The sequence below is a fragment of the Kribbella sp. NPDC003557 genome (assembly GCF_040610805.1).
Lineage (GTDB): Bacteria > Actinomycetota > Actinomycetes > Propionibacteriales > Kribbellaceae > Kribbella.
The window spans coordinates 1,087,193-1,108,545 of sequence record NZ_JBEXMY010000001.1 but is presented as its reverse complement, the minus strand read 5'-3'; the positions used below and the strand labels follow the sequence as shown (position 1 = coordinate 1,108,545).

The window sequence follows — 21,353 nt, the reverse complement described above, 5'->3', positions numbered from 1 at the left end:
GAGATACCGGATGACCGCACGACGCCGCGCACTGGCGCTGGGTGCCGCCGGGCTGACCCTGCTCGCCGCATCCCTCACCAGCACCGCCCAGGCGACGGAAGGACACTTGCCCCAAGCAACTGAAAGGACCTGCACCGGCAGCGCGCAACCGCCGGGGATGCGGTTGAGCTGGCAGGACGAGTTCACCGGCCGCACCCTCGACCGCAGCCGCTGGAACACCGTGATGGACTTCCCCGGCCGTGCGGGCGGGCATTACCACAACACGTCGTACGGGAGTTACGCCGTCGACGAGAACGTCGTGCTGGCGGGTGGGAAGTTGCGGCTGGTGACCGACAACAAACCCGTGGTCGGCACGGATCCCGCCGGGACGTACCAGTACACCGAAGGCTTCATCTCCTCGCACGACAAGTTCTCCCAGGCCCACGGGTATTGGGAGATCTGCGCGAAGTTCCCGGCCGGGAAGGGGCTGTGGCCGGCGTTCTGGCTGATTCCGCAGGACCGTAGCTGGCCGCCGGAGATCGACGTCGCCGAGTGGTTCGGCAGCATCGAGAGCATGCACAGCGGTCTGGCGTCGGGCACCTGGCCGGACGTCCGCTGGGACAGCCATTGGGCGACCGGGCTCGCACCGACCACCGGATGGCACCGGTACGGCGTCGTGTGGACCGCGGACCGCATCACCTTCACGGTCGACGGCGCACCCACCTCGACGATCACCGGCGCCCAGGTGCCGGACAAACCGATGTACGTCGTCCTCAACAGCGGCACCTGGGCCAACGCCGACCGCGGCGGCCCACCCGACGCGACAACCCCGTTCCCGAACTCCTTCGACGTCGACTACGTCCGGGTGTATTCACCGCGGTGACGGAGTGGCTCCTGCCGGCGGAAGGGCGGTGTCGCCCGGCTGGGCTTGCCGGTGCGCGCCTTGACGGAACAGGTCGTACGCGGAGCTGGTGCCGCAGACGAAGATTCGGAGCGGCCAGGACGTGGTGCGGGTGTGCACGGTGATGACGAAGGTGCGGGGAGCGGGGTCCACACACGAGGTTGCCGGTATCTGCAACCCGGGCCCTACCCTGCGCAGTTGATGCGTGAACTCGGTGGTCTGGTCCGCGGTCATGGCCGAACCGGCAACAAGCGAGTTCTTGTAGTACTCGCAGACGCTGACCGAGGTCACCTCGTCCTCGCCCAATTTGCCGGGCTGGTCGCCTGGGTCGCGTGGCGTGCAGCCGTAGTAGTCGGTGCCGGTGATCGGGCGGGCCGAGTCGAGGATGCGTTCGCGGAGTGTGTCGTCCCGGGTGAGGACGCTCAGCTTCACGCCGCCGACCAGGCGCGTCTCCTCCGTCCAGCCACCGTCGTACCGCGTGATCCCCGGTGCCTGGACGTCGTTGAACCACAGGTAGTCCTGCCGTTCCGCCAGCGGCAGGACCGCCGCCACACACGGCAGCCGCCGGCCGCCGAGCCAGTCGTTGAACCGCCCGATCACCGGGCTGCCGAGAGAGGAGGGACAAGGCGCCGAGCCGGACACGTACTGGGTCCAGCTCGACGGCACCTGTACCTGGACCGTCTTGAAGGATTCCCACTGCCACCCCGGCGCCGGCTCCAGAGCGGCCGGCGGATCGGTGTGGAGCTCGGTGCCGAGGCTCCGCGACGCGGTCGCCGCCGTGGCGACGACCGCCGCGGCAACCACGACAACACCGATCGACCGACCGGTACGACGACGGCGCAGGCGAGCGTGGACCACGGCCAGGAGGTGGTCGTCGCCCGGCGCGTCACCCGCGCGCTTCGCCAGGCTGTCCACGATCAGCTTCTCGGACGCGTCCATCAGCCCTGACCTCCTCGGTCCCGATGGCAGTGCGTCGAACTCCGGCGTCTCCATCCGGCACCTCCACCCAATTCACGCGGGCGGGGGCCGGAACGTTGCAGCGGTTAGTCGGCTTCGGGGAGGGCCGGGGTCGGGAGTGAGAGTTTTTCGTCGGGCTTGGCGGACAGGACGTCGTTCACGTACGAGCGGGCGGCCTCCATCGTGTCGACCTCGTGGCCGGCCTGCTCGGACAGGAACCAGCGGTGTTCGAGCACCTCGTGGAAGACCTCGGCGGGCTCGAGCTTGCGGCGCAGGTTGCGCGGGACCGACTGCACGACCGGCTCGAACACGTCGGTCAGCCACTGGTGGGCGACGATCTCCTCGTCCTCGTTCTGCTGGTCGGTCGCGGCCGCGAACGAGTCGAGGTCGTTGAGCAGCCGCCGGGCCTGGTTCTCCTCGACGTCCAGACCGGTCAGCCGGAGCAGGCGCCGGGAGTGGTGGCCGGCGTCCACGACCTTCGGCTGGATCCGGACCTGGCTGCCGTCCCAGTCGGTGATGATGTCGATCTCGGCGACGTCGAAGCCGAGCTCGTTCAGCCGCCGGATCCGCGAGTCGAGCCGGTGCATCTCGTCTTCCGCGAACTCCTCCGGCGCGGTCAGCTCGGCCCAGAGCGCCTCGTACCGCTTCTGGATCGACTCGACGGTCTCCTGCGGGTCGATCGACTCGTCGAGCAGACCGCCCTCCTGCAGGTCGAGGAACTCGCCGAACAGGTTGATCTCCGCGGTGTAGAGGTCGTGCGCGCGCTGCCCGTCGGAGATGTCCTGGTGCAGCTCACCGGTCTCGGCATCCACCAGGTACGCCGCGAACGCACCGGCGTCACGGCGGAACAGCGTGTTGGACAGCGAGCAGTCGCCCCAGAAGAAACCGAGCAGGTGCAGCCGCACGATCAACGCGACCAGCGCGTCGATCAGACGGTTGACCGTGTCCGGGCGCAGCGTGCTGGAGAACAGCGCGCGGTACGGCAGGGAGAACTGCAGGTGCCGGGTGATCAGGATCGAGTCGATCGGTTCGCCGTTGCGGTCGACGCGGTCGGTGATGACGCCGACCGGCTCGACCGACGGAGCCTCCAGACGCTCGAGGTCGCGCAGCAGGCGGTACTCGTGCATCGCCAGGTGCTCGAGGACCTCTTTGATCGCGTACACACTGCCGTTGACCCGGACGAAGCGGACCACGTGCCGCGAGATACCGCGCGGCAGCGCGACCAACTGGTCTTCGGGCCAGTCCTCCAGCGGGACGTCCCACGGGAGCGACAGCAGACCGGTGTCCGGGCGGGTGGCGACGAATCGAGGCACGGCCACCAGTGTGTCAGGAATCCCCGGAGTGTGTCTGAGTGTTCAGCGACGTACGCAAGTGGTTGCAAATTCTTGCGTGAACGGGCGTAGAGTTTGCGTCATGACACGACGACTTGCAGAGGTGGCCAAGAAGGTCGGCGTCAGTGAAGCCACCGTCAGCCGGGTGCTGAACGGGAAGCCCGGGGTGTCCGAGGCGACCCGCGAAGCCGTGCTCACCGCGCTCGACGTGCTCGGGTACGAGCGGCCGACACAGCTCCGCGGCGACCGGGCCCGGCTGGTCGGGCTGGTGCTGCCGGAGTTGCAGAACCCGATCTTCCCCGCGTTCGCCGAGGTGGTCGGCGGGGCGCTCGCGCAGCAAGGTTTCACCTCCTTGCTCTGCACCCGGACGGTCGGCGGCGTGTCCGAGGCCGACTACGTGGATCTGCTCCTCCAGCAGCAGGTGTCCGGCGTCGTGTTCGCCGGCGGGTTCTACGCGCAGGCGGACGCCCCGCACCAGCACTACGAGCTGATCCAGGAGCGCAAGCTGCCGACCGTCCTGGTCAACGCGGCCGTCGACCACCTCGGGTTCCCGCAGGTCTCGTCGGACGACTACGTCGCCGCCGAGATGGCGATCGGGCACCTGCGCGCGCTCGGGCACCGGCGGATCGGGATGGTGCTCGGCCCGCGTGACCACATCCCGTCGCGGCGGAAGCTGGAGGCGTTCCTGGCGGCGGAGGAGGCGGATCCGGATCTCGTCGAGCACACGATGTTCTCGCTCGAGGGCGGTCACGCGGCCGCGACCAAACTGGTCAACAGCGGCGTCACCGGGATCGTCTGCGCCAGCGACATCCTCGCGCTCGGCGCGATCCGCGCCGTCCGCCGCGCCGGCCTGAGCGTCCCCGACGAGGTGTCCGTGATCGGGTACGACGACTCCGCGATGATGAACTGCACCGACCCGCCGCTGACCACCGTCCGGCAGCCGATCGACGCGATGGGCCGCGCCGCCGTCGACATGCTGGTCGCCCTGATCGAGCGTGCCGCGGTGCCCGCCGACGAGCTCCTCTTCGAGCCCGAGCTCGTCGTCCGCGCCTCGACCGCCCGGGCCCGGATCTAGTACCGCACAGCACCAGGCAGCCGCTGACCCCTGGGGGTCGGCGGCTGCTGTCGTTTGCCATGCGCCAGGCAATCTCCCATAGGAAGTCACGTTTTTGCAATCTCAGATCGAAGTATTGCGTTCATGGGTCTACTTCCCTACGGTTGCCCCACGATCCGAGGGAGAGGGTGGACATGACGACAACGCGCCGCGGGCTCAGCCTGCTGCTGGTTGCGGGACTCGGGCTGGTGGCCGCGTCCTGCGGCTCGGGGGACGAGAAGACACCGGCCGCCGACGGCCCGGTCACGATCACGGTCGGCTGCGAGCCGCCGAAGAGCAACCCGAAGGAGCGGACGGCCTGGGAGGAGGACGTCGCCGCGTTCCAGAAGGCGCACCCGAACATCACGGTCGAGGGCAAGGACGCGTTCCCCTGCATCAACCCGGACACGTTCCAGGCGAAGCTGGCCGGCGGGACCCAGGAGGACCTCTTCTACGTCTACTACACCGACGTCCGGAAGATCATCGAGAAGAAGCAGGCCGCCGACATCAGCCAGTACGTCGGCACGGTCGGCAAGGCCAAGGACCTGCGCCAGGACGTGATGAGCGTCTTCAAGGACGGCGACAAGACGTACGGCCTGCCCCGCAACAACTACAACATGGGCCTGGTCTACAACCGCAAGCTCTTCACCCAGGCCGGCCTGGACCCGGCCAACCCGCCGAAGACGTGGGAGGAGGTCCGGGCGGCGGCGAAGAAGATCGCCGCGCTCGGCCCGGGGTACGTCGGGTTCGGTGAGTACTCGGCCGGCAACACCGGCGGCTGGCACTTCGCCGCGTCGCTGTACGCGCGCGGCGGGTCGATGGTCAGCGACGACGGCAAGACCGCGGCGTTCAACAGCGACGAGGGCAAGGCCGTCCTGGAGAACCTGAAGAAGATGCGCTGGGACGACAACTCCATGGGCAGCAAGCAACTGCTGCAGTGGGAGGACCTGATGCGCATGATGGGTGGCGGCAAGCTCGGGATGATGATCGGCGCGCCGGACGTCGTGCAGTCGGTGAACAACGACTTCAAGGGCAAGTTCGAGGACTACGGTGTCACCGCGGTGCCGGAGTCGGACGGGAAGTTCTCGCTCAGCGGCGGCGACGGGTACATGTTCAACCCGAAGGCGTCGCCGGAGAAGATCAAGGCCGGTCTGTTGTGGCTGGAGTTCCACGAGCTGACGCCGGGACAGGGCCAGTTCAACTACGCGCGGTCGAAGGAGCAGGGCCGTCCGGTCGGGCTGCCGATCCCGGACCTGTACGGGAACAGCGCCCCGGGCAACGAGATCAACACGCTGCGGAAGCAGTACGCCACCGTTCCGGTCGACAACTTCACGCCGTACGTCAGTGCCCAGGGCAACATCACCAACAAGCTCGAGCCGCCGAAGGCGCAGGAGCTGTACGCCGTGCTCGACGTCGCGATGTCCGCCGTCCTGACCCGCAAGGACGCCGATATCGACAAGCTGCTGGGTGACGCCGAGGGCAAGGCCAACAAGATCCTGGCGAAGAACACCTGATGGTCAGCCCGACAAGCACCCGCCGCCCCCGCTCCGCGGGGACGGCGGGTGGTGGGGGCGAGGCGAAGCAGCCCGGCCGGCCGGTCGGCGGCGAAGGCTCCGACGAGCTCCTCCTCCCCGACACCGCCGGCGCCCTGCGGCGGGCGGTCGGCCGCAACCTCACGGCGTACGGGTTCCTCTGCGGCGCTCTGATCTGTTTCGCCCTGTTCTCCTGGTATCCGATGATCCGGGAGATCGTGCTGAGCTTCCAGCAGAACAACTTCGTCGACCCGGGGGAGTGGGTCGGGTTCGACAACTTCCGGACCGTCGTGTCGGACCCGGCGTTCCGGTCCGCGTGGCTGAACACCGCGGCGTTCAGCGGCCTCGCGCTGGTGATCGGGTACGCCGTACCGTTCGTGCTGGCCGTCGTGCTGAACGAGCTGAAGCACGCGAAGGCGTACCTGCGGTTCGTGGTCTACCTGCCCGTGATGCTTCCGCCCGCTGTCGCCGTACTGCTGTTCAAGTGGTTCTACGATCCCGGCGCCGGCCTTTTCAACCAGGCGCTCGACGCGGTGCATCTGCCGCCGCTGAGCTGGCTGGACTCCACCAGCACGGCCCTCGTCAGCCTGGTGATCGTGTCGACCTGGATGAACCTCGGCACCGGGACGCTGATCTACCTCGCCGCGCTGCAGAGCATCCCGGGCGACCTGTACGAGTCCGCGGAGCTGGACGGCGCGGGACTGCTGAAGCGGGTGTGGCACGTGACCATCCCGCAGACCAAGCTGATCCTGCTGGTCATGTTGCTGCTGCAGATCGTCGCCACCATGCAGGTCTTCATCGAGCCGTACCTGCTGACCGGCGGCGGCCCGGAGAACGCGACCGTCACCGTCGCGTACCTGATGTACCAGTACGCGTTCAACTTCGGTGACTTCGGCGGCGGCTCCGCGCTCGGTCTGATGCTGATGATCGTCCTGCTGGTGTTCTCCGCGGTCTATCTGCGGGTGTCGCGTGAGGAGGCCCAGCGATGAGAACCCTCGTGTCACCCTTGGCGCTCCGGACGCCGCACGGCCGGATCATCTACTGGACGGTGCTCACCGTCACGGTCGTCGGTTTCACCGGGGCGTTCGTGTTCCCGTTCTACTGGATGGTCAGCGGCGCCCTCAAGTCGCCCGACGAGCTGGCGCAGATCCCGCCCGGCTTCTTCCCGAAGTCGGCCGATTTCAGCGTCTACAAGGAAGCCTGGGACCAGCTCCAGCTGGGCGTCTTCCTCAAGAACACCGCGCTGTACGCCGGTGGCGCCTGGCTGTTCACGCTGGCGGTCGACGTCACCGCGGCGTACGCGCTGTCGAAGCTGCGGCCGGTGCTCGGCAAGCTGGTCCTCGGCGCGATGCTGGCGACGCTGATGATCCCGCCGATGGTTCTGCTGCTGCCCACGTACCTGGTGGCGAAGGACCTGCCCGTCCTGCACCTGGACCTGCTGAACACGCCGTGGGCGATCTGGTTGCCGGCGGCGGCGAACGGGTTCTTCGTGTTCCTGCTCAAGCGGTTCTTCGACTCGATCCCTCGCGAACTGCTCGAGGCCGCGGAGATGGACGGGGCGTCGCCGCTGCGGATCCTCTGGTCGATCGTGCTGCCGGTGTCGCGGCCGATCATCGGCGTGGTGTCGATCCTGTCCGTGGTCACGGTGTGGAAGGACTTCGTCTGGCCGCTGCTGGTGCTGCCGGAGACCGAGAAGATGTCGATCAGCGTCGGCATCGCCTCGCTGTCCGCGCAGATGCCGCAGAACGTCCTGATCGCGTCCCTGGTGATCGCCAGCCTGCCGACCATCCTCGTGTTCTTCATTTTCCAGCGCAGCATCATGGCCGGTCTGACGGCCGGAAGCCTGAAAGGTTAGGAGATTCGATGGCCGACGAATGGTGGCGCGGCGCTGCGATCTACCAGGTCTACCTGCGGAGTTTCGCGGACGGCAACGACGACGGGATCGGCGATCTCGCCGGGCTGCGGCAGAAGCTGCCGTACCTGGCCGAGCTCGGGATCGACGCGATCTGGCTGAACCCGTGGTACCCGTCGCCGATGGCCGACGGCGGGTACGACGTCGCCGACTACCGCGCGATCGACCCGGCGTTCGGCACCCTCGCGGAGGCCGAGGCGTACATCGCCGAGGCCCACGCGCTGAACATCCGCACGATCATCGACATCGTGCCGAACCACGGGTCGGACCAGCAGGACTGGTTCGTCGACGCGCTCCGGGCCGGCCCGGGGTCTCCCGAACGCGAGCGCTTCCTGTTCCGTCCGGGCCGGGGCGACGGGCCGCCCAACGACTGGCAGTCGATCTTCAACGGGCCCGCCTGGACCCAGGTCGAGGACGGCGAGTGGTACCTGCACCTGTTCGCGCCCGAGCAGCCCGACTTCAACTGGCGCAACCCCGAGGTCGTCGAGGAGTTCCACGACATCCTCCGGTTCTGGCTGGACCGCGGTGTCGACGGCATCCGGATCGACAGTGCCGCCGTCCTGTTCAAGGACCTGGACAGCGCCGAGGAGTCGTACACCGACCACGACGAGGTGCACGAGGTGTACCGCGGCTGGCGGCGAGTCTCGGACGCCTACGACGACCGCTTCTTCGTCGGCGAGATGTGGATGCCGGACCAGGAGCGGTTCGCGCTGTACCTGCGGCCGGACGAGATGCAGACCGCGTTCAACTTCGACTTCCTGTCCCGCCCGTGGGAGGCCGGCGAGCTGCGCGCGTCGATCGACCTGACGCTGTCCACGCACGTGCCGATCGGTGCGCCGCCCACCTGGGTGCTGTCGAACCACGACGTGACCCGCCCGGTCACGAAGTACGGCCGACCCGACACGTCGTTCTCGCATCAGGACCGCAAGCACGGGATGCGCACCGACCTGGTGCTCGGCGAACGCCGCGCCCGCGCGGCGGCGCTCCTGGCGATGGCGCTACCAGGCGGCCTCTACGTCTACCAAGGCGAAGAACTCGGTCTCCCGGAAGTCGAGGACCTGCCGGACGAGTTGCTGCAGGACCCGATCTTCGCCCGCTCGGGCGGTCTCGACCGCGGCCGGGACGGTTGCCGCGTACCCCTCCCGTGGTCGGGCAAGGAACCGCCGTTCGGCTTCGGGGCGGGTACGCCGTGGTTGCCGCAGCCGGCGGACTGGAAGAACCTCACGGTCGAATCCCAGCTCCACGACCAGAACTCGATGCTGGCCCTGTACCGCTCGGGGCTGACGCTGCGGCGAAGCCTGCTCGGCGACGGCACGCTGACCTGGGTGGACTCGCCGGCCGACGTACTGATCTTCCGCCGCGAGCAGCTCACCTGCGTCACGAACCTGTGGGCCGAGCCGATCGACCTGCCGCCGCACGAGGAGGTGCTGATCTCCAGCATCCCGCTCGACGACGGCCGTCTCCCGTCGGACGCTACTGCCTGGGTCCGCTGAACCGCGACCACCAGCAGGGGACCTTGGACAAGCTATTGCCTGTCCAAGGTCCCCGGCGCTTGTTCAAGCCAGCGGGCGGAAGCGGCGCAACCGCAGGCTGTTCGAGACCACGAAGACCGAGCTGAAGGCCATCGCCGCGCCTGCCAGCATCGGGTTGAGCAGGCCGGCCGCGGCCAGCGGGAGGGCGGCCACGTTGTAGGCGAAGGCCCAGAACAGGTTGCCCTTGATCGTGCGCAACGTGCTGCGCGAGAGCCGGATGGCATCCGCCGCCGCGCGCAGGTCGCCCCGTACCAGCGTCAGGTCGCTCGCCTCGATCGCCACGTCCGTACCGGTCCCCATGCTCAGGCCGAGGTCGGCCTGTGCGAGCGCGGCCGCGTCGTTGACGCCGTCGCCGACCATCGCGACCACGCGGCCTTCGTCCTGCAGCTTCTTCACCGCGTCGACCTTCCCGGCCGGCAGGACCTCCGCGATGACCTCGTCGATGCCGACCTCGCCGGCCACCTTCGTCGCCACCGCTTCGTTGTCGCCGGTCAGCAACACCGGACGCAGCCCGAGCGCCTTGAGGTCCCGGATCGCCTGCACGGACGTCGGTTTCACGGTGTCCGCGACGACCAGCACGGCTCGCGCCTGCCCGTCCCAGCCGACCGCGACCGCCGTACTGCCCTCGGCCTCGGCGTGCTCCTTGGCGTGCGCGAGCTTCTCCGGCAGGTACTGGCTCCACTCCTCCAGCAACCGCGTCCGTCCGACGAGTACGGCGTGCTCGTCGACGATGCCCTGCACCCCGAGACCCTCGACGTTGCCGAAGTCCTCGACATCCGGGAGCTTCCCTTCGGCGGCTGCGGCCCGGGCGATGGCCTGGGCGATCGGGTGCTCGCTCGAGTGCTCGAGCGCTCCCGCCAACCGCAGCACCTCGGCGCGGTCCTGCTCCGGAGCCAGCAGTACGTCGACCAGCTCCATCCGGCCCGTGGTGACGGTGCCTGTCTTGTCGAGTACGACGGTGTCGACCCGCCGCGTGGACTCCAGCACCTCCGGACCCTTGATCAGGATGCCCAGCTGGGCGCCCCGGCCGGTCCCGACCATCAGCGCGGTCGGCGTGGCCAGCCCCAGCGCACAGGGGCAGGCGATGATCAGTACGGCGACCGCGGCCGTGAACGCGACCTCCAGCGGCGAACCGTTGCCGAGCCAGAAGCCGAGCGTCGCGAGCGCCAGCCCGATCACGATCGGTACGAAGATCCCGGACACCTTGTCGGCCAGCCGCTGGACCGCGGCCTTCCCGTTCTGGGCGTCCTCGACCAGCCGCGCCATCTGCGCCAGCTGCGTGTCCGCACCGACCCGGGTCGCCCGCACCACCAGCCGGCCGCCGGCGTTGACGGTCGCGCCGACGACCGCGTCGCCCTCGCCGACCTCGACCGGCACGGACTCACCGGTCAGCATCGACGCGTCGACCGCGCTGCTGCCGGTCACGACCACACCGTCGGTCGCGATCTTCTCGCCCGGCCGGACGACGAACTCGTCACCCACGACGAGCTGATCGGCCGGGATCCGGGTCTCGGTCCCGTTCCGCAGGACGGCGACGTCCTTCGCGCCGAGCTCGAGCAGGGCCCGCAGCGCGGCGCCCGAGCGGCGCTTGGCGCGCGCCTCGAAGTACCGGCCGGCCAGGATGAACGTGGTCACCCCGGCCGCGACCTCGAGGTAGATCTCCTCGGCCCCGCTGCCCCGGGACGGGATCAGCGTGAACGGCATCTTCATGCCGGGCTCGCCTGCCGAGCCGAAGAACAACGCGTACAGCGACCAGAGGAACGCGCTCACCACACCCAGCGAGATCAGCGTGTCCATCGTGGCGGCGCCGTGCCGCAGGTTGGTCCAGGCGGCCTTGTGGAACGGCCACGCCGCCCACGTCACCACCGGGAACGCCAGCGTCAGCGACGCCCACTGCCACGAGTCGAACTGCAGCGCCGGGATCATCCCGAACGCGATCACCGGGACCGCGAGCACGATGCTCGCGATCAGCCGGTCCCGCAGCGGTTTCAGCTCGTCCGGTTCGTCGTCCGCGGCCTCGACGGCGGGCGCCGGGAGGCTCGCGGTGTAGCCGGTCTTCTCGACGGTGGCGACCAGGTCGTCGGTCGAGATCCCGTCCGCGTACGTCACCTTCGCCTTCTCGGTGGCGTAGTTGACGGTCGCGGTCACGCCGTCCATCCGGTTCAGTTTCTTCTCCACCCGGGCGGCGCACGAGGCGCACGTCATGCCACCGATGATGAGTTCGACGGACTGACCGGGCTCGGTGCTGGTCATGATGATGTGCCTCCTCTCAGTGGCCGTGCGGAGTCTCGGCGTGCGCCGGGGTCTTGGACGTGGTCGGTACTGCTGTCGGTACTGCGGTGGGCGGGACGATCGTCGTACCGGTGGAGCCCACCTTTACGGTGAACTCGGCGGTGTGGACCTTGCCCGCGTGCTGGAAGTCCAGGAACAGGCTGTACGTCGCGGCGGTCGGGAACGTCGTACCGAAGGTGATCGACGGTCCGCCCTTCATGCCCGGCTCGGCGTGCTCCGCCGGGTGGTTGTGCAGGTAGGCCAGGTCGCCGCCGCGCAGCGAGACCAGGTGCCCGAAGGCGCCCAGGTACGGCTGCAGGTCGGTGACGGGCTTTCCGTCACGGCTCACCGTGAACGTCAGCTCGGATTCCTTGCCGGCGACCGGGGTGCCTTGGAGCGTCACGTCGTACCCGTCGAAGCTGTAGATGCTCGCCGGGTCGGCGACCGGGACCGGGACGTACATACCGGTCACGTTGACGTCCGTGCCCAGCGTGATCGTGCTGTCGTGGCCGGCCGGCTGGAAGTCGGCGTACAGCCGCCAGGTGCCGCCCGCGGTGAACGTGAACGGGATGCTCCACGTCCCGTCTGCTGCCATCGTCGGGTGCACGTGGCGGAACCCGGACAGGTCCCGCCGCACCACGATCAGGTGCAGGTCCTTCTCGTGCGTCTTGGTGTACCGCGTGACCGGCTTGCCGTCCGGTCCCTGGATCGTGAAGCGCAACCCGGTCTTCTCGCCGGACGTGAACGACGTCTGCGCCGGCGCGAACGTGTACCCGGCCTCGGACACCGCCAGCCCGGGCAACTGCCCGCCGCCGTCGTGTCCACCGTGTCCCGAGGTCTGCTCCATACCACCCATCTCCTCTCCGTGGGCCGGTGCCGCGGAGGTGTCGTCGGCCGCCGCGATCGGGTCGATCGCGGAACCGATGCCGAACGCCGCCCCGAAGGCGAGCGCCACCGCACCGGCGAACGCGCCGAGCCGGAGCGCGACGGCCCGGCTCACGACGCCGCCAGTTCGTAGCCCGCCTCGTCGACGGCGTCGCGCACAGCGGCCTCGTCGAGAGCGGACTCACTCGTCACGTGCACCGCGGAGGTGCCGCCCGCAACGAGATCGATCTTCACGTCCTGGACACCGACGAGCTTGCTGATCTCCTCGGTGACAGCAGAAGTGCAGTGCCCACAGGTCATGCCGGTGACGGAGTAGGTAGCCACGGTGCTCATATCAATGCTCCTTGCTGGAAACGGATTGGTTTGTTCACTGCGAAACGTTCAGCCGTCAACTGCTGAACTGATCTGGAGACGCTCAGCCGCCGAGGCGATGCGGAGAGCTGGTTGGAAGGTCTCCTGCCGCTGAACCCGATGAGCGGTGTTCAGCTACGGACCTGATCGGAGCCATTCACCTGCCGAACCCGATCCGAGCGTTCAGCTGCGGACGAGCCGGGCGATGGCGTCGGACGCCTCACGAACCTTCTCGTCGGCCTCCGGCCCACCCTTCTGCGCGGCCTCGACCACGCAGTGCGACAGATGCTCGTCGAGCAACTCCAGCGAGAAGGACTGCAACGCCTTGGTGGCCGCCGACACCTGCGTCAGGATGTCGATGCAGTACTTGTCCTCCTCGACCATCCGCTGCAGCCCCCGAACCTGCCCCTCGATCCGCCGCAACCGCTTCAGATGACTGCTCTTCTCAGCGGTATATCCGTGCACATGTCCCTCGTCGACGCTCATCCCACGACCCTCTTCCTCGCCTCGCTACCCCTCCGGGGTATCTCCACGCCCAAGAAGTTACCCCCTATGGGTATCGAATGCAAGTCCTCCAGCAATACCGGCTGGGGGTATTCTTCCGACCTGCGTACGCCAGCTGGCAAGAACGGCCAGTACGCCGGGCGGTCGGCACAGCAGTTCGTCTGAGCGGGCGCGGTGTGTGGCGGGTTTGGCCAGTCGCACCCGCCTGCGGCTGGCGTAGTGCTGTCGGTTGTTTGCCGCGGTCGGGTCACGTCACCGCGGGCGCATCTGCTGGACCAGCTCCCAAATCCGGGAGACGGAACCTCGTCTCGCGCGTAGCCTGACCAAGCCATGGAGACCTCCGAAATCACCCGTGCGACCGCGGCCGCGACTGCGGTCGCCGCATCGCTCGACCTGACAGCCGACGACGCGATCGTTCTCCACAACTCGAACAAGCTGGCTCTGCGGCTGACGCCATGCGACGTCTTCGCCCGGGTCGCCTATGTAGGGCAAGAGGTTGCACAGCTCGAAGTCGAGCTCGCTCAGCAGCTCGCCGAGGTCGGATGCCCTGTGGCCGCTCTGGACCCTCGGGTGGAGCCGCTCGTATACACACGCGACGGCTTCGCAATCACGCTCTGGACCTACTACGAGCCGGTGGCACCCGAGGTCTCCCCGGCCGACTTCGCCAACGCGCTGGAGCAGCTGCACATCGGAATGCGCAAGGTCGACGTGCCGATCTCACGGTTCACGGATCGAATCACGGAGGCGCAAAACATCGTCGCGACCCCGGATCTCTCGCCGAAGCTCTCGGACGCCGACCGAGCGTTCCTCAGCAGCCGACTGGAGAACGTGCGACAGACGATCGAGGCTCACGGCGCTGCGGAGCAACTGCTGCACGGCGAGCCCCATCCGGGCAATCTCCTCAACACGAAGAACGGCCCGCTGTTCATCGACTTCGAGACGTGCTGCAGTGGACCGGTCGAGTTCGACCTGGCCCACGTTCCTGAGCCGGTCTGCGAGCACTACCCGAACGTCGACCAAGAACTGCTCGACGACTGCCGGGAGCTGGTCCTCGCCATGGTCGCAGCCTGGCGCTGGGACGCAGGCGACCAGTTCCCCAACGGCAGGCAATTCGGCGAAGAACTCCTGAGCCTCCTCCGCGAAGGCCCTCCATGGCCCACACTCGACGCAGTCGTCCGCCGATTGGGTCCGTAGAACCCGCCAACGCCCGGCGGTAGCCCGGAGCCGGCTGTTCACGCGCGCGCCGCGACCTGCTCTGCCGAGTAGTCACCGCGAGCGCCAGCTCGCAACACCCCGGCGCCAGCCGGCACCCGCCCGGCGCCAGCCGGCACCCGCCCGGCGGCAGCCGGAACACCCGGCGGTAGCCGGGACACGCCCCCGGCGGTAGCCGGGAACATGCCGGCGGTAGCCGGACGGTGCCGGCGGTAGCCGGTGGGTGGGTGGGAGCGCGTGGAGCAGGCGCGGTGAGGAGCGCAGCGACGAGGCAAGCGCCTGCGTAGCGTGCGTGGGGCTGACTACATCCCCCCGCTCACAACATCAACTCTCCACCTCCATGCCTCCCACCTCCACGCCCTCGACCCCACACCACTTCCGCCCCCTCACCACATCCACTCCTCACCACATCCACTCCTCACCACATCTCCTGCTCACTACATGCGCCACCACCTCCGCCCGTTCACCACCTCCCGGCGTACGCGCCCCCGCTGGTGAGTGCGGGAGATGAACAAAGCTGGCACGCTGTGCGTCTGCTGATCGACGAGAGGGGTGTGGATGTCCGACGTGGCCGTCAGTACGCGTGGGTTGCGTAAGACGTATCGGACCCGGCGGGGGCGCAAGGTGGTGGCGGTGCAGGGGCTGGATCTGGAGGTTCCGGCTGGTGGGGTGCATGGGTTTCTGGGGCCCAACGGGTCGGGGAAGACGACCTCGATCCGGATGCTGCTGGGGCTGGTGCGGGCCGATGCGGGGACGATGACGGTGTTCGGGGAGCCCGTCCCGCAGCGATTGCCGGAGGTGGTCGGGCGGGTGGGGGCGATCGTCGAGTCGCCGAAGTTCTTCCCGGCGTTCACGGGGGAGAAGAACCTGGAGCTGCTCGCGGAGGCGATCGGTGCGCCGAGACCGCGCGTCGGTGAGGTGCTGGAGCGGTCCCGGTCCGCGCCGATCTCGAGTCGGTCTTCCTGGAGCTGACCGAAGGCGAGGGGCTGCGATGATCCGCCTGACGAAGGTCGAGCTGCGCCGGCTGACCGCGCGGCGGTTGACAGTGATCGGGCTCGCCGGCCTGTTCCTGATCACGATTCTGCTGCTGGTGGCCACCTGGTTCGACGCGCGGCCGTTGTCGGCTGCCGAGCAGCAGCGGGCGCAGCAGCAGTTCGAGATCGCGCACCACGAGTGGGTCGAGCACGCCGACGAGACGCTGAAGCGGTGCGAGGCGGACTGGAAGGCGCAGCCGGACCCGAAGCCGAAGCTCGAGGACATGTGTACGTACCCGGAGCCCAAGCTGGAGGACTTCGGCAAGCCGCGGACCGTGTTCAGCCAGATCACGCCGGAGCTGCTGCAGGGCTCGTCGTACTTCCTGGCCTTCGCGGCGTTCCTGATCGGCGCCAGCCTCCTCGGCGCCGAGTTCAGCTCCGGTGCCATCGGCAACTGGTTGACGTTCGAGCCGCGCCGGCTGCGGGTGTACGGCAGCAAGCTGCTCGCGGCCGCGACCGGATTCGTGCCGATTGCCGCGGTCGTGCTGGCGGTCGTGCTGTTCGGAACGTTTCTGATCGTCGACAAGCTCGGCGACACCGCGGGTACGACGGCGAAGGTCTGGGGCGATCTGGCCGCGATCGGGGGACGCGCCGTGGTGACGACCGCGCTGGCGGCGGCGCTCGGCAGCGTCGTCGGCCTGTTGCTGCGGCACACGGCCGCAGCGATCGGTGTCGTGATGGCGTACCTGGTGCTCGCGGAAGGCGTTTTCGCTGCGTTCCTGGAGAAGGCCCAGCCGTGGCTGGTGAAGCTGAACTTCGACGCCTTCGTCCGGCATGACGCGCAGTATTACGTGACGGAATGCAAGACCGGCAGCGACGGCAGCTACGCCTGCGACTACGTGCAGAAAACGTTGTCCTTCGAACACGGCGCTTGGTACCTGGCGGCCCTCACGGCAATCCTGATCCTGCTGGGCGGCTGGGTCTTCCACCGCCGCGACATCAACTAGCTGCACCGCCCGGAACAAGCGTGCCTGGGTTTTCTGAGAAGCGAAGCCAGGGGATCGGGCAGTAGCAGGTATGAACCAACCGCGGACAGCGTCGCTCGGTCGCGAACGCATACCTGAGGTCCACAGCCCGCCTGCGATACCAGGGCTGAGGCCGTCCCCGATACCGGAGCCGGACGCAGAGACCGCCGTACCCGGCGTGACGGCCTCATCCACCGACCCGGATCTGGAGCCCGCGGGCCGTCGGACTCCGGAGGATTTCGCGGTGCTGTTCGATCGGCACGCCGCCGCGCTCCATCGGTACATCGCCCGGCGGCTCGGTACCGGCGAGGCGGACGATCTCGTCGGTCAGACCTTCCTGATCGCCTACGAACGGCGAGACCGCTACCGGGACTCACCGTCCGGCGAGCTGCCGTGGTTGTACGGCATCGCGACCAATCTGATCCGGCGCCGCCGCCGTGACGAGATCCGTCAGTACCGCGCGTACTCGCGATCCGACCCCGGCACGACCCCGGCCGGCCCGGACGCTCTCTCGGCCGAGGTCGTCGACCGGGTCGACGCGGAGACGACGTCACGCACCCTGGCCGGCGTACTGGCCGGCCTCCGGCAGACCGACCGGGACGTCCTCCTGCTCTACGCGTGGGAAGACCTCAGCTATCCCGAGATCGCCGCTGCCCTGAACATCCCCGCCGGGACGGTCGCGTCCCGCCTGCACCGTGCCCGTCGAGTCCTGCGCGCCGCGCTCGGCTCGGACTTCCAGGAGAACCGCTCATGACCGAGATCGATGCCCTCAAGCGCCTGCACGAAGACGTACCCCCGGCTGCGCCGCTGGCCCTCGCCCGCGCCCGTCAACGGCTGCTGACCGCGCAGCCTGCCGAGCGCCGCTCCACCGGACGTCGACGGATGGTGCTCGTCGGCGCCCTTGCCGGAACGCTGGCCGTCGGCTTCCTCGTCAACGACGTCGTCACCAAGACCGACGGGACGGTCGCACCCGGCGCGACGGCCGACGCCGGCACGTTCCTGGCGACTGCCGCCGACCAGTCGATCAGTGCCCCGGACGCACCGATTCCGGCCGGCCAGTACCGGCAGGTCACCCAGCGGATCCAGACCGGATGGAACTTCGGTCCGCGCAACACGTACCACGGCACTCGCCTTTCGGTCACCGACCTGTGGGTTCCGTCCACGCAGAGGCCGCCGTTCACCGCGATCGCGGTGCTCGGCGTCAAGCAGGAGTTCTCCAGCAAGGCTGCCGAGCAGCTCTGGCACCGGACCGATCCGCTGAACATCAAGCCTCAGAGGATCCGGACCGCGAAGGCCTGCGCCGTCCTGACCAACGGCGGCGTCCTGGTGCAGCCGACGGTGACGACGAACAGCTGCAAGGCCACTTGGCTGAACCCGTCGGCCGACTTCGTCGCAGCGCTCCCGAAGGACCCGGCCGCCCTGCTCGCGGCACTGCGGAAGAACGACCACAGCTGGCCCGGTCTGGGCAATACACCGGCACAGGGCGACTATCGTGCGTTCGAGCGCGCCGGGAGCATCCTGGTCTCCGGCTTCGCGACGTCGGAGCAGCGCGCCACGCTGTACAAGGCGCTCCGCAGAATCCACGGCATCCAGCTCGTACCGGACACGGTCAACCTGGACGGGAAGGCCGGCCGGGCGATCGGGCTGGTGGAGCTGTTCGGGATCCGCAAGGAGCTGATCATCGACTCGAAGACCGGCCAGTTCATCGGTCTTCGAGAGGTCGCCACGGTTACGGCGCCGCTCAACGGCGACGGCGACCCGATGCCGATCAAGGCAGGCGATGTGCTCAGCTGGACCTCGATCGCGAAGCGCATCACCCCGAGCCACCCCAAGGTCTGAAACACCACAACAGCAGAAGCTCAGACCGATACCTGATCTGGGCTTCTGCTGCAGGGGTCAGGTAGGTGTCACTCATCTGAGAGACACGCCCTAGCAGCTCAGCAGGCCCCGGCCGAGCCAGCTCTCCACATGAAGCGGCGAAGGAACAGGGAAGAAGAGAAAGTCAGAGCGTGGTTGAGTGCGTGGCTGGGTTCGCTGGGCGCAGAATGTCCAGCTTGCTGTCGACGTGCCACCATCCGCGCCTACGGCATTCGCTGACCGAGGCCGCTGGCGGGTTGTTGCGCTGCTGGCCGGTTGTAACCCGCCAGTGGCCAAGAAACCCGCCGCGGCGCTCCCCGAGGCGGCGGCATCGCCGCTCACCAGGCCTGGGTTCACCGAGCATGCTCCGCTGAGCAGTCATCCGCGAGCGGTGGCTCGCAGATGCCCGGCGGTAGCCGGGAGCTGCCGGCGGTAGCCGGTGGGTGGGAGTCCGGTCGAGCGGGCGCGGTGAGGAGCGTAGCGACGAGGCAAGTGCCCGCCGGGCGTGGGATGGACCAGCTCCACCGCTTAACCAGCGGTACGGCGCCGCCGGGCCGCGCCGATCAGTACGATCCCGAGCGTGGCCACCGCGGCGGCTGCGCCGATTGCGAGGCCTCGGCGTAGTCCTGGCGGCACGAACGTGCAGTCGACCCGGTCTGCCGCACCGGTCAGGGGAACGGCCATCAGGCCGCCGAAGTTGCGCGGGGTCTGCGCCTTGCCGCCGGCGACGCGGCAGGTCCAGCCGTCGATCTTCGGTACGCCGATGACCGCCCAGCCCTTGCTGCCCGCGGGCAGGGTCGCGTGCAGCGAGTGGCCGGTCGCTTCGACGTCGGTCGCCCCGGTCGTCCGCAGCTTCTTGATCGCGCTGTTCAGCGCCTGCTGGTCGAGGCAGCCGATCGCGTTGCGCGGCGGGATGCCCTGCGGGGCGTCGCCGAAGTTCACCTCGATCAGCACGATCCCGCTGGCGGGTACGGTGCCGAGCCCGACCATCGCGCTGCTGGTGTTGATCCCGGGCCGGCGCGTCGAGCTCAGCTCCCACCACCGGCCGTCGGCCAGCCGGGCGCGGCCGCCGACGCGCGGCATGAACAGGTACGCCGAGCTGCCCGGCTTGCACGCCGCGACCAGCTTGACGTCACCCGACGCGAACCGCGTGCCCTTGTACTCGGGCACCTCGTACACCGAAGACCCGAGCAGCCGCTCCTGCGCGGCGTACGCGTTCGGGGCGTTGGTGTCGAGCGGGACCGCTGCGTCGAGCCGGCGGCGTACGGTGACCAGCGGCGGCACCGTCGACCGGCTGATCCGCGGGGCGCCGTCGTCGACCAGCCGCATCCGCGCGCCGACCGAGAAGATCGCGTCCGTCACCGGGTTGTCGAGCGTGTGCGCCGCGCGGCCGTACCCGGACCAGCCGAAGCCGAGCTCGGTCATCATCTCGTTCACCGAGTGCGGCAACAGGCTGCTGTACAGGCCGGCGCCCTGCCCGCCGAGCAGGATCGGGTCGTTCGGCGTGATCGACGTGCCCGGCTCGGTCCGGTACGCGGGCCACCCGCCGGCGTCCCGCAGCGCGTCGTACCGCGCGGTCTGCTTGTCGTCCCACGGCGCGGCCGACGTGCTGAGCACCTTCGATCGCCGCTCGTCGGTGATCACCGCGGTCCACGTGGTCTCCACCGCCACGACCACCAGCAGTACGCCGAACGCCGCCGCGACCGGCCACTTGGTACGGCGCGTGCCCGGGATCCGCCGCAGCGTCCAGATGATGCCGAACGCAACCAGCGTCACGGCTCCGGACGCGATCAGCACGCTCAGCCAGTGCTCGGTCAGCAGCGGACTGCCGTTGGACAGTACGGCGATCAACGCCAGCAGCGCGCCACCGCACAGCAGCGCGACCGGACCGGGCAGCTTCCAGGCGACCGCTACCCAGGCGACAGCGACGACCAACCCGCAGAGCACGAACGCCTCGCGGTACTGGCTGCCGTTCGGGGTGTCGAACGCGTGCCAGAACTCCTGCGTCGGCGCCCAGCGGAACGACCAGGCGACAGCGACGATCGTGACCACCCAGACCGCCTTCGTCCGCCACGGGACGAACTTGTTGAACGGCATCGTCAGCGCGAGCAGCAGCGCGATCGTCCCGACGTACAGGCTGGCCGTCCGGCCGACGCCCTCGGACAGCGGCAGCAGCCGGGACAGGAACAGGTCGATCGCCGACGCGTGGAAGATCCCGGACGGGGACGGCGTTGCGGCCCGGTTCGTGGTGATGATCGGGAGCAGGATGGGCGCGACCAGGGCCATGCCGAGCGCGAACGAGACACCGTGCCGCACGACAGACCGGAGGCGCAGCGACCAGCTCAGGTCGCTGCTGAGCAGCCGGGCGAGCAGGTAGATCCCACCCGCGATCGTTGCCATGTAGGCGGTGTAGAAGTTGGACAGCCAGAAGACGGCCACGACCAGCACGCTCAGCAGCCGGTTGGTCCGGCGCAGTGACCACTCGGCGACCAGGAAGAACATCGGCAGGGCGATCAGGCCGTCCAGCCACATCGGCACGTAGGATCCGTCGTCGAGTGCCCAGCCGCAGACGCCGTACGAAACACCCAGGATCGCTGCAACCCAGCGGGGGCCTGGGCGCATCTTCAGAAGTGTGGCGGCCATCGCGGCCGCGGCCAGGCTGAGCTTGAGGGTGGTGACGACGTAGACGGCGAGATCGATCTGGTCCCGGGGGAACAGACCCACCAGCAGTGACAATGGGCTGCCGAGATCGACTCCGACGTCCGCGAGGAAGCCGACGCCGAAGGCGCTCTGCCAGTTGAACAGCAGGTCGCCCTGGGCCCGGCCGTGCAGGACGTCCCACAGGTGGGCGAAGAAAGGGACGTACTGCGTGCCAAGATCGTTGGTACTGCGGGACAGTGAACCGAAGGGAAAGGTACCGCGGATGATTCCGGAGGCGGCGAACACCGCCGCCACCACGACAGCTGCGACGGCGGCCGGCAACAACGCCGATCGTCGCCGGACAGTCCCTCCCTCGACGCTGTCCTCGGACACCATT

General features: G+C 68.6%; 18 protein-coding genes. 11 read left to right on the top strand and 7 right to left on the bottom strand.

Going from position 1 to position 21,353, the window contains the following annotated elements:
* The first annotated feature begins 10 nt into the window (after positions 1-10).
* Positions 11-862, top strand: coding sequence for a glycoside hydrolase family 16 protein (locus ABZW60_RS05300; RefSeq protein ID WP_355474239.1), 852 nt, complete (start codon positions 11-13; stop codon positions 860-862).
* Here ABZW60_RS05300 and ABZW60_RS05295 read toward each other — a convergent pair.
* Together ABZW60_RS05295 and ABZW60_RS05290 are read right to left on the bottom strand one after the other, a co-directional pair.
* Positions 851-1,819 carry a hypothetical protein gene (locus ABZW60_RS05295; RefSeq protein ID WP_355474237.1) on the bottom strand — a complete coding sequence of 323 codons (969 nt, stop codon included), beginning with the start codon at positions 1,817-1,819 and terminating at the stop codon, positions 851-853. The two genes, ABZW60_RS05300 and ABZW60_RS05295, sit on opposite strands and share 12 nt — an antisense overlap.
* A 104-nt stretch (positions 1,820-1,923) precedes the next feature.
* The gene (locus ABZW60_RS05290; RefSeq protein ID WP_355474235.1) at positions 1,924-3,150 is read right to left on the bottom strand and encodes a DUF4032 domain-containing protein; all 1,227 of its coding nucleotides are present in this window, start codon (positions 3,148-3,150) and stop codon (positions 1,924-1,926) included.
* Between the two features lie 100 nt (positions 3,151-3,250).
* On the opposite strand from ABZW60_RS05290, the gene ABZW60_RS05285 reads away from it, so the two are divergent.
* From ABZW60_RS05285 to ABZW60_RS05265, 5 genes are all read left to right on the top strand, one after another.
* Positions 3,251-4,243, top strand: coding sequence for a LacI family DNA-binding transcriptional regulator (locus ABZW60_RS05285; protein WP_355474233.1), 993 nt, complete (start codon positions 3,251-3,253; stop codon positions 4,241-4,243).
* A gap of 173 nt (positions 4,244-4,416) precedes the next feature.
* On the top strand, positions 4,417-5,775 hold the full coding sequence (locus ABZW60_RS05280; protein ID WP_355474232.1) for an extracellular solute-binding protein: 1,359 nt from the start codon (positions 4,417-4,419) through the stop codon (positions 5,773-5,775).
* Entirely contained in the window at positions 5,775-6,782 is a 1,008-nt protein-coding gene (locus ABZW60_RS05275; protein WP_355474230.1) for a sugar ABC transporter permease, read from the top strand. The genes ABZW60_RS05280 and ABZW60_RS05275 overlap by 1 nt, the downstream gene beginning before the upstream one ends.
* The gene (locus ABZW60_RS05270) at positions 6,779-7,648 is read left to right on the top strand and encodes a carbohydrate ABC transporter permease (protein ID WP_355474228.1); all 870 of its coding nucleotides are present in this window, start codon (positions 6,779-6,781) and stop codon (positions 7,646-7,648) included. The genes ABZW60_RS05275 and ABZW60_RS05270 overlap by 4 nt, the downstream gene beginning before the upstream one ends.
* An 8-nt stretch (positions 7,649-7,656) precedes the next feature.
* The gene (locus tag ABZW60_RS05265; RefSeq protein WP_355474227.1) at positions 7,657-9,198 is read left to right on the top strand and encodes a glycoside hydrolase family 13 protein; all 1,542 of its coding nucleotides are present in this window, start codon (positions 7,657-7,659) and stop codon (positions 9,196-9,198) included.
* 63 nt (positions 9,199-9,261) lie between these two features.
* On the opposite strand, the gene ABZW60_RS05260 is transcribed toward ABZW60_RS05265, so the two are convergent.
* From ABZW60_RS05260 to ABZW60_RS05245, 4 genes are all read right to left on the bottom strand, one after another.
* On the bottom strand, positions 9,262-11,490 hold the full coding sequence (locus ABZW60_RS05260; RefSeq protein ID WP_355474225.1) for a heavy metal translocating P-type ATPase: 2,229 nt from the start codon (positions 11,488-11,490) through the stop codon (positions 9,262-9,264).
* Positions 11,491-11,506: 16 nt separating this feature from the next.
* On the bottom strand, positions 11,507-12,508 hold the full coding sequence (locus tag ABZW60_RS05255; protein ID WP_355474223.1) for a hypothetical protein: 1,002 nt from the start codon (positions 12,506-12,508) through the stop codon (positions 11,507-11,509).
* Positions 12,505-12,726: a heavy-metal-associated domain-containing protein gene (locus ABZW60_RS05250; protein WP_355474222.1), complete on the bottom strand. Its 222-nt coding sequence runs from the start codon at positions 12,724-12,726 to the stop codon at positions 12,505-12,507. Before ABZW60_RS05250 ends, ABZW60_RS05255 begins: the two co-directional genes overlap by 4 nt.
* 201 nt (positions 12,727-12,927) lie before the next feature.
* The gene (locus ABZW60_RS05245) at positions 12,928-13,209 is read right to left on the bottom strand and encodes a metal-sensitive transcriptional regulator (RefSeq protein ID WP_130383668.1); all 282 of its coding nucleotides are present in this window, start codon (positions 13,207-13,209) and stop codon (positions 12,928-12,930) included.
* A gap of 369 nt (positions 13,210-13,578) precedes the next feature.
* Here ABZW60_RS05245 and ABZW60_RS05240 point away from each other — a divergent pair, with 369 nt between their 5' ends.
* From ABZW60_RS05240 to ABZW60_RS05220, 5 genes are all read left to right on the top strand, one after another.
* Positions 13,579-14,442, top strand: a complete 864-nt coding sequence (locus ABZW60_RS05240; protein WP_355474220.1) for an aminoglycoside phosphotransferase family protein — start codon at positions 13,579-13,581, stop codon at positions 14,440-14,442.
* 576 nt (positions 14,443-15,018) lie between these two features.
* Positions 15,019-15,432, top strand: a complete 414-nt coding sequence (locus ABZW60_RS05235) for an ATP-binding cassette domain-containing protein (RefSeq protein WP_355474219.1) — start codon at positions 15,019-15,021, stop codon at positions 15,430-15,432.
* 19 nt (positions 15,433-15,451) lie between these two features.
* On the top strand, positions 15,452-16,441 hold the full coding sequence (locus ABZW60_RS05230; RefSeq protein WP_355474217.1) for an ABC transporter permease: 990 nt from the start codon (positions 15,452-15,454) through the stop codon (positions 16,439-16,441).
* Between the two features lie 262 nt (positions 16,442-16,703).
* Complete coding sequence (locus ABZW60_RS05225) at positions 16,704-17,213, top strand: sigma-70 family RNA polymerase sigma factor (protein ID WP_355474215.1); 510 nt, start codon at positions 16,704-16,706, stop codon at positions 17,211-17,213.
* Positions 17,210-18,298, top strand: coding sequence for a CU044_5270 family protein (locus ABZW60_RS05220; protein ID WP_355474213.1), 1,089 nt, complete (start codon positions 17,210-17,212; stop codon positions 18,296-18,298). Before ABZW60_RS05225 ends, ABZW60_RS05220 begins: the two co-directional genes overlap by 4 nt.
* A gap of 546 nt (positions 18,299-18,844) precedes the next feature.
* On the opposite strand, the gene ABZW60_RS05215 is transcribed toward ABZW60_RS05220, so the two are convergent.
* Positions 18,845-21,352: a YfhO family protein gene (locus tag ABZW60_RS05215; protein ID WP_355474211.1), complete on the bottom strand. Its 2,508-nt coding sequence runs from the start codon at positions 21,350-21,352 to the stop codon at positions 18,845-18,847.
* Position 21,353: the final 1 nt, after the last annotated feature.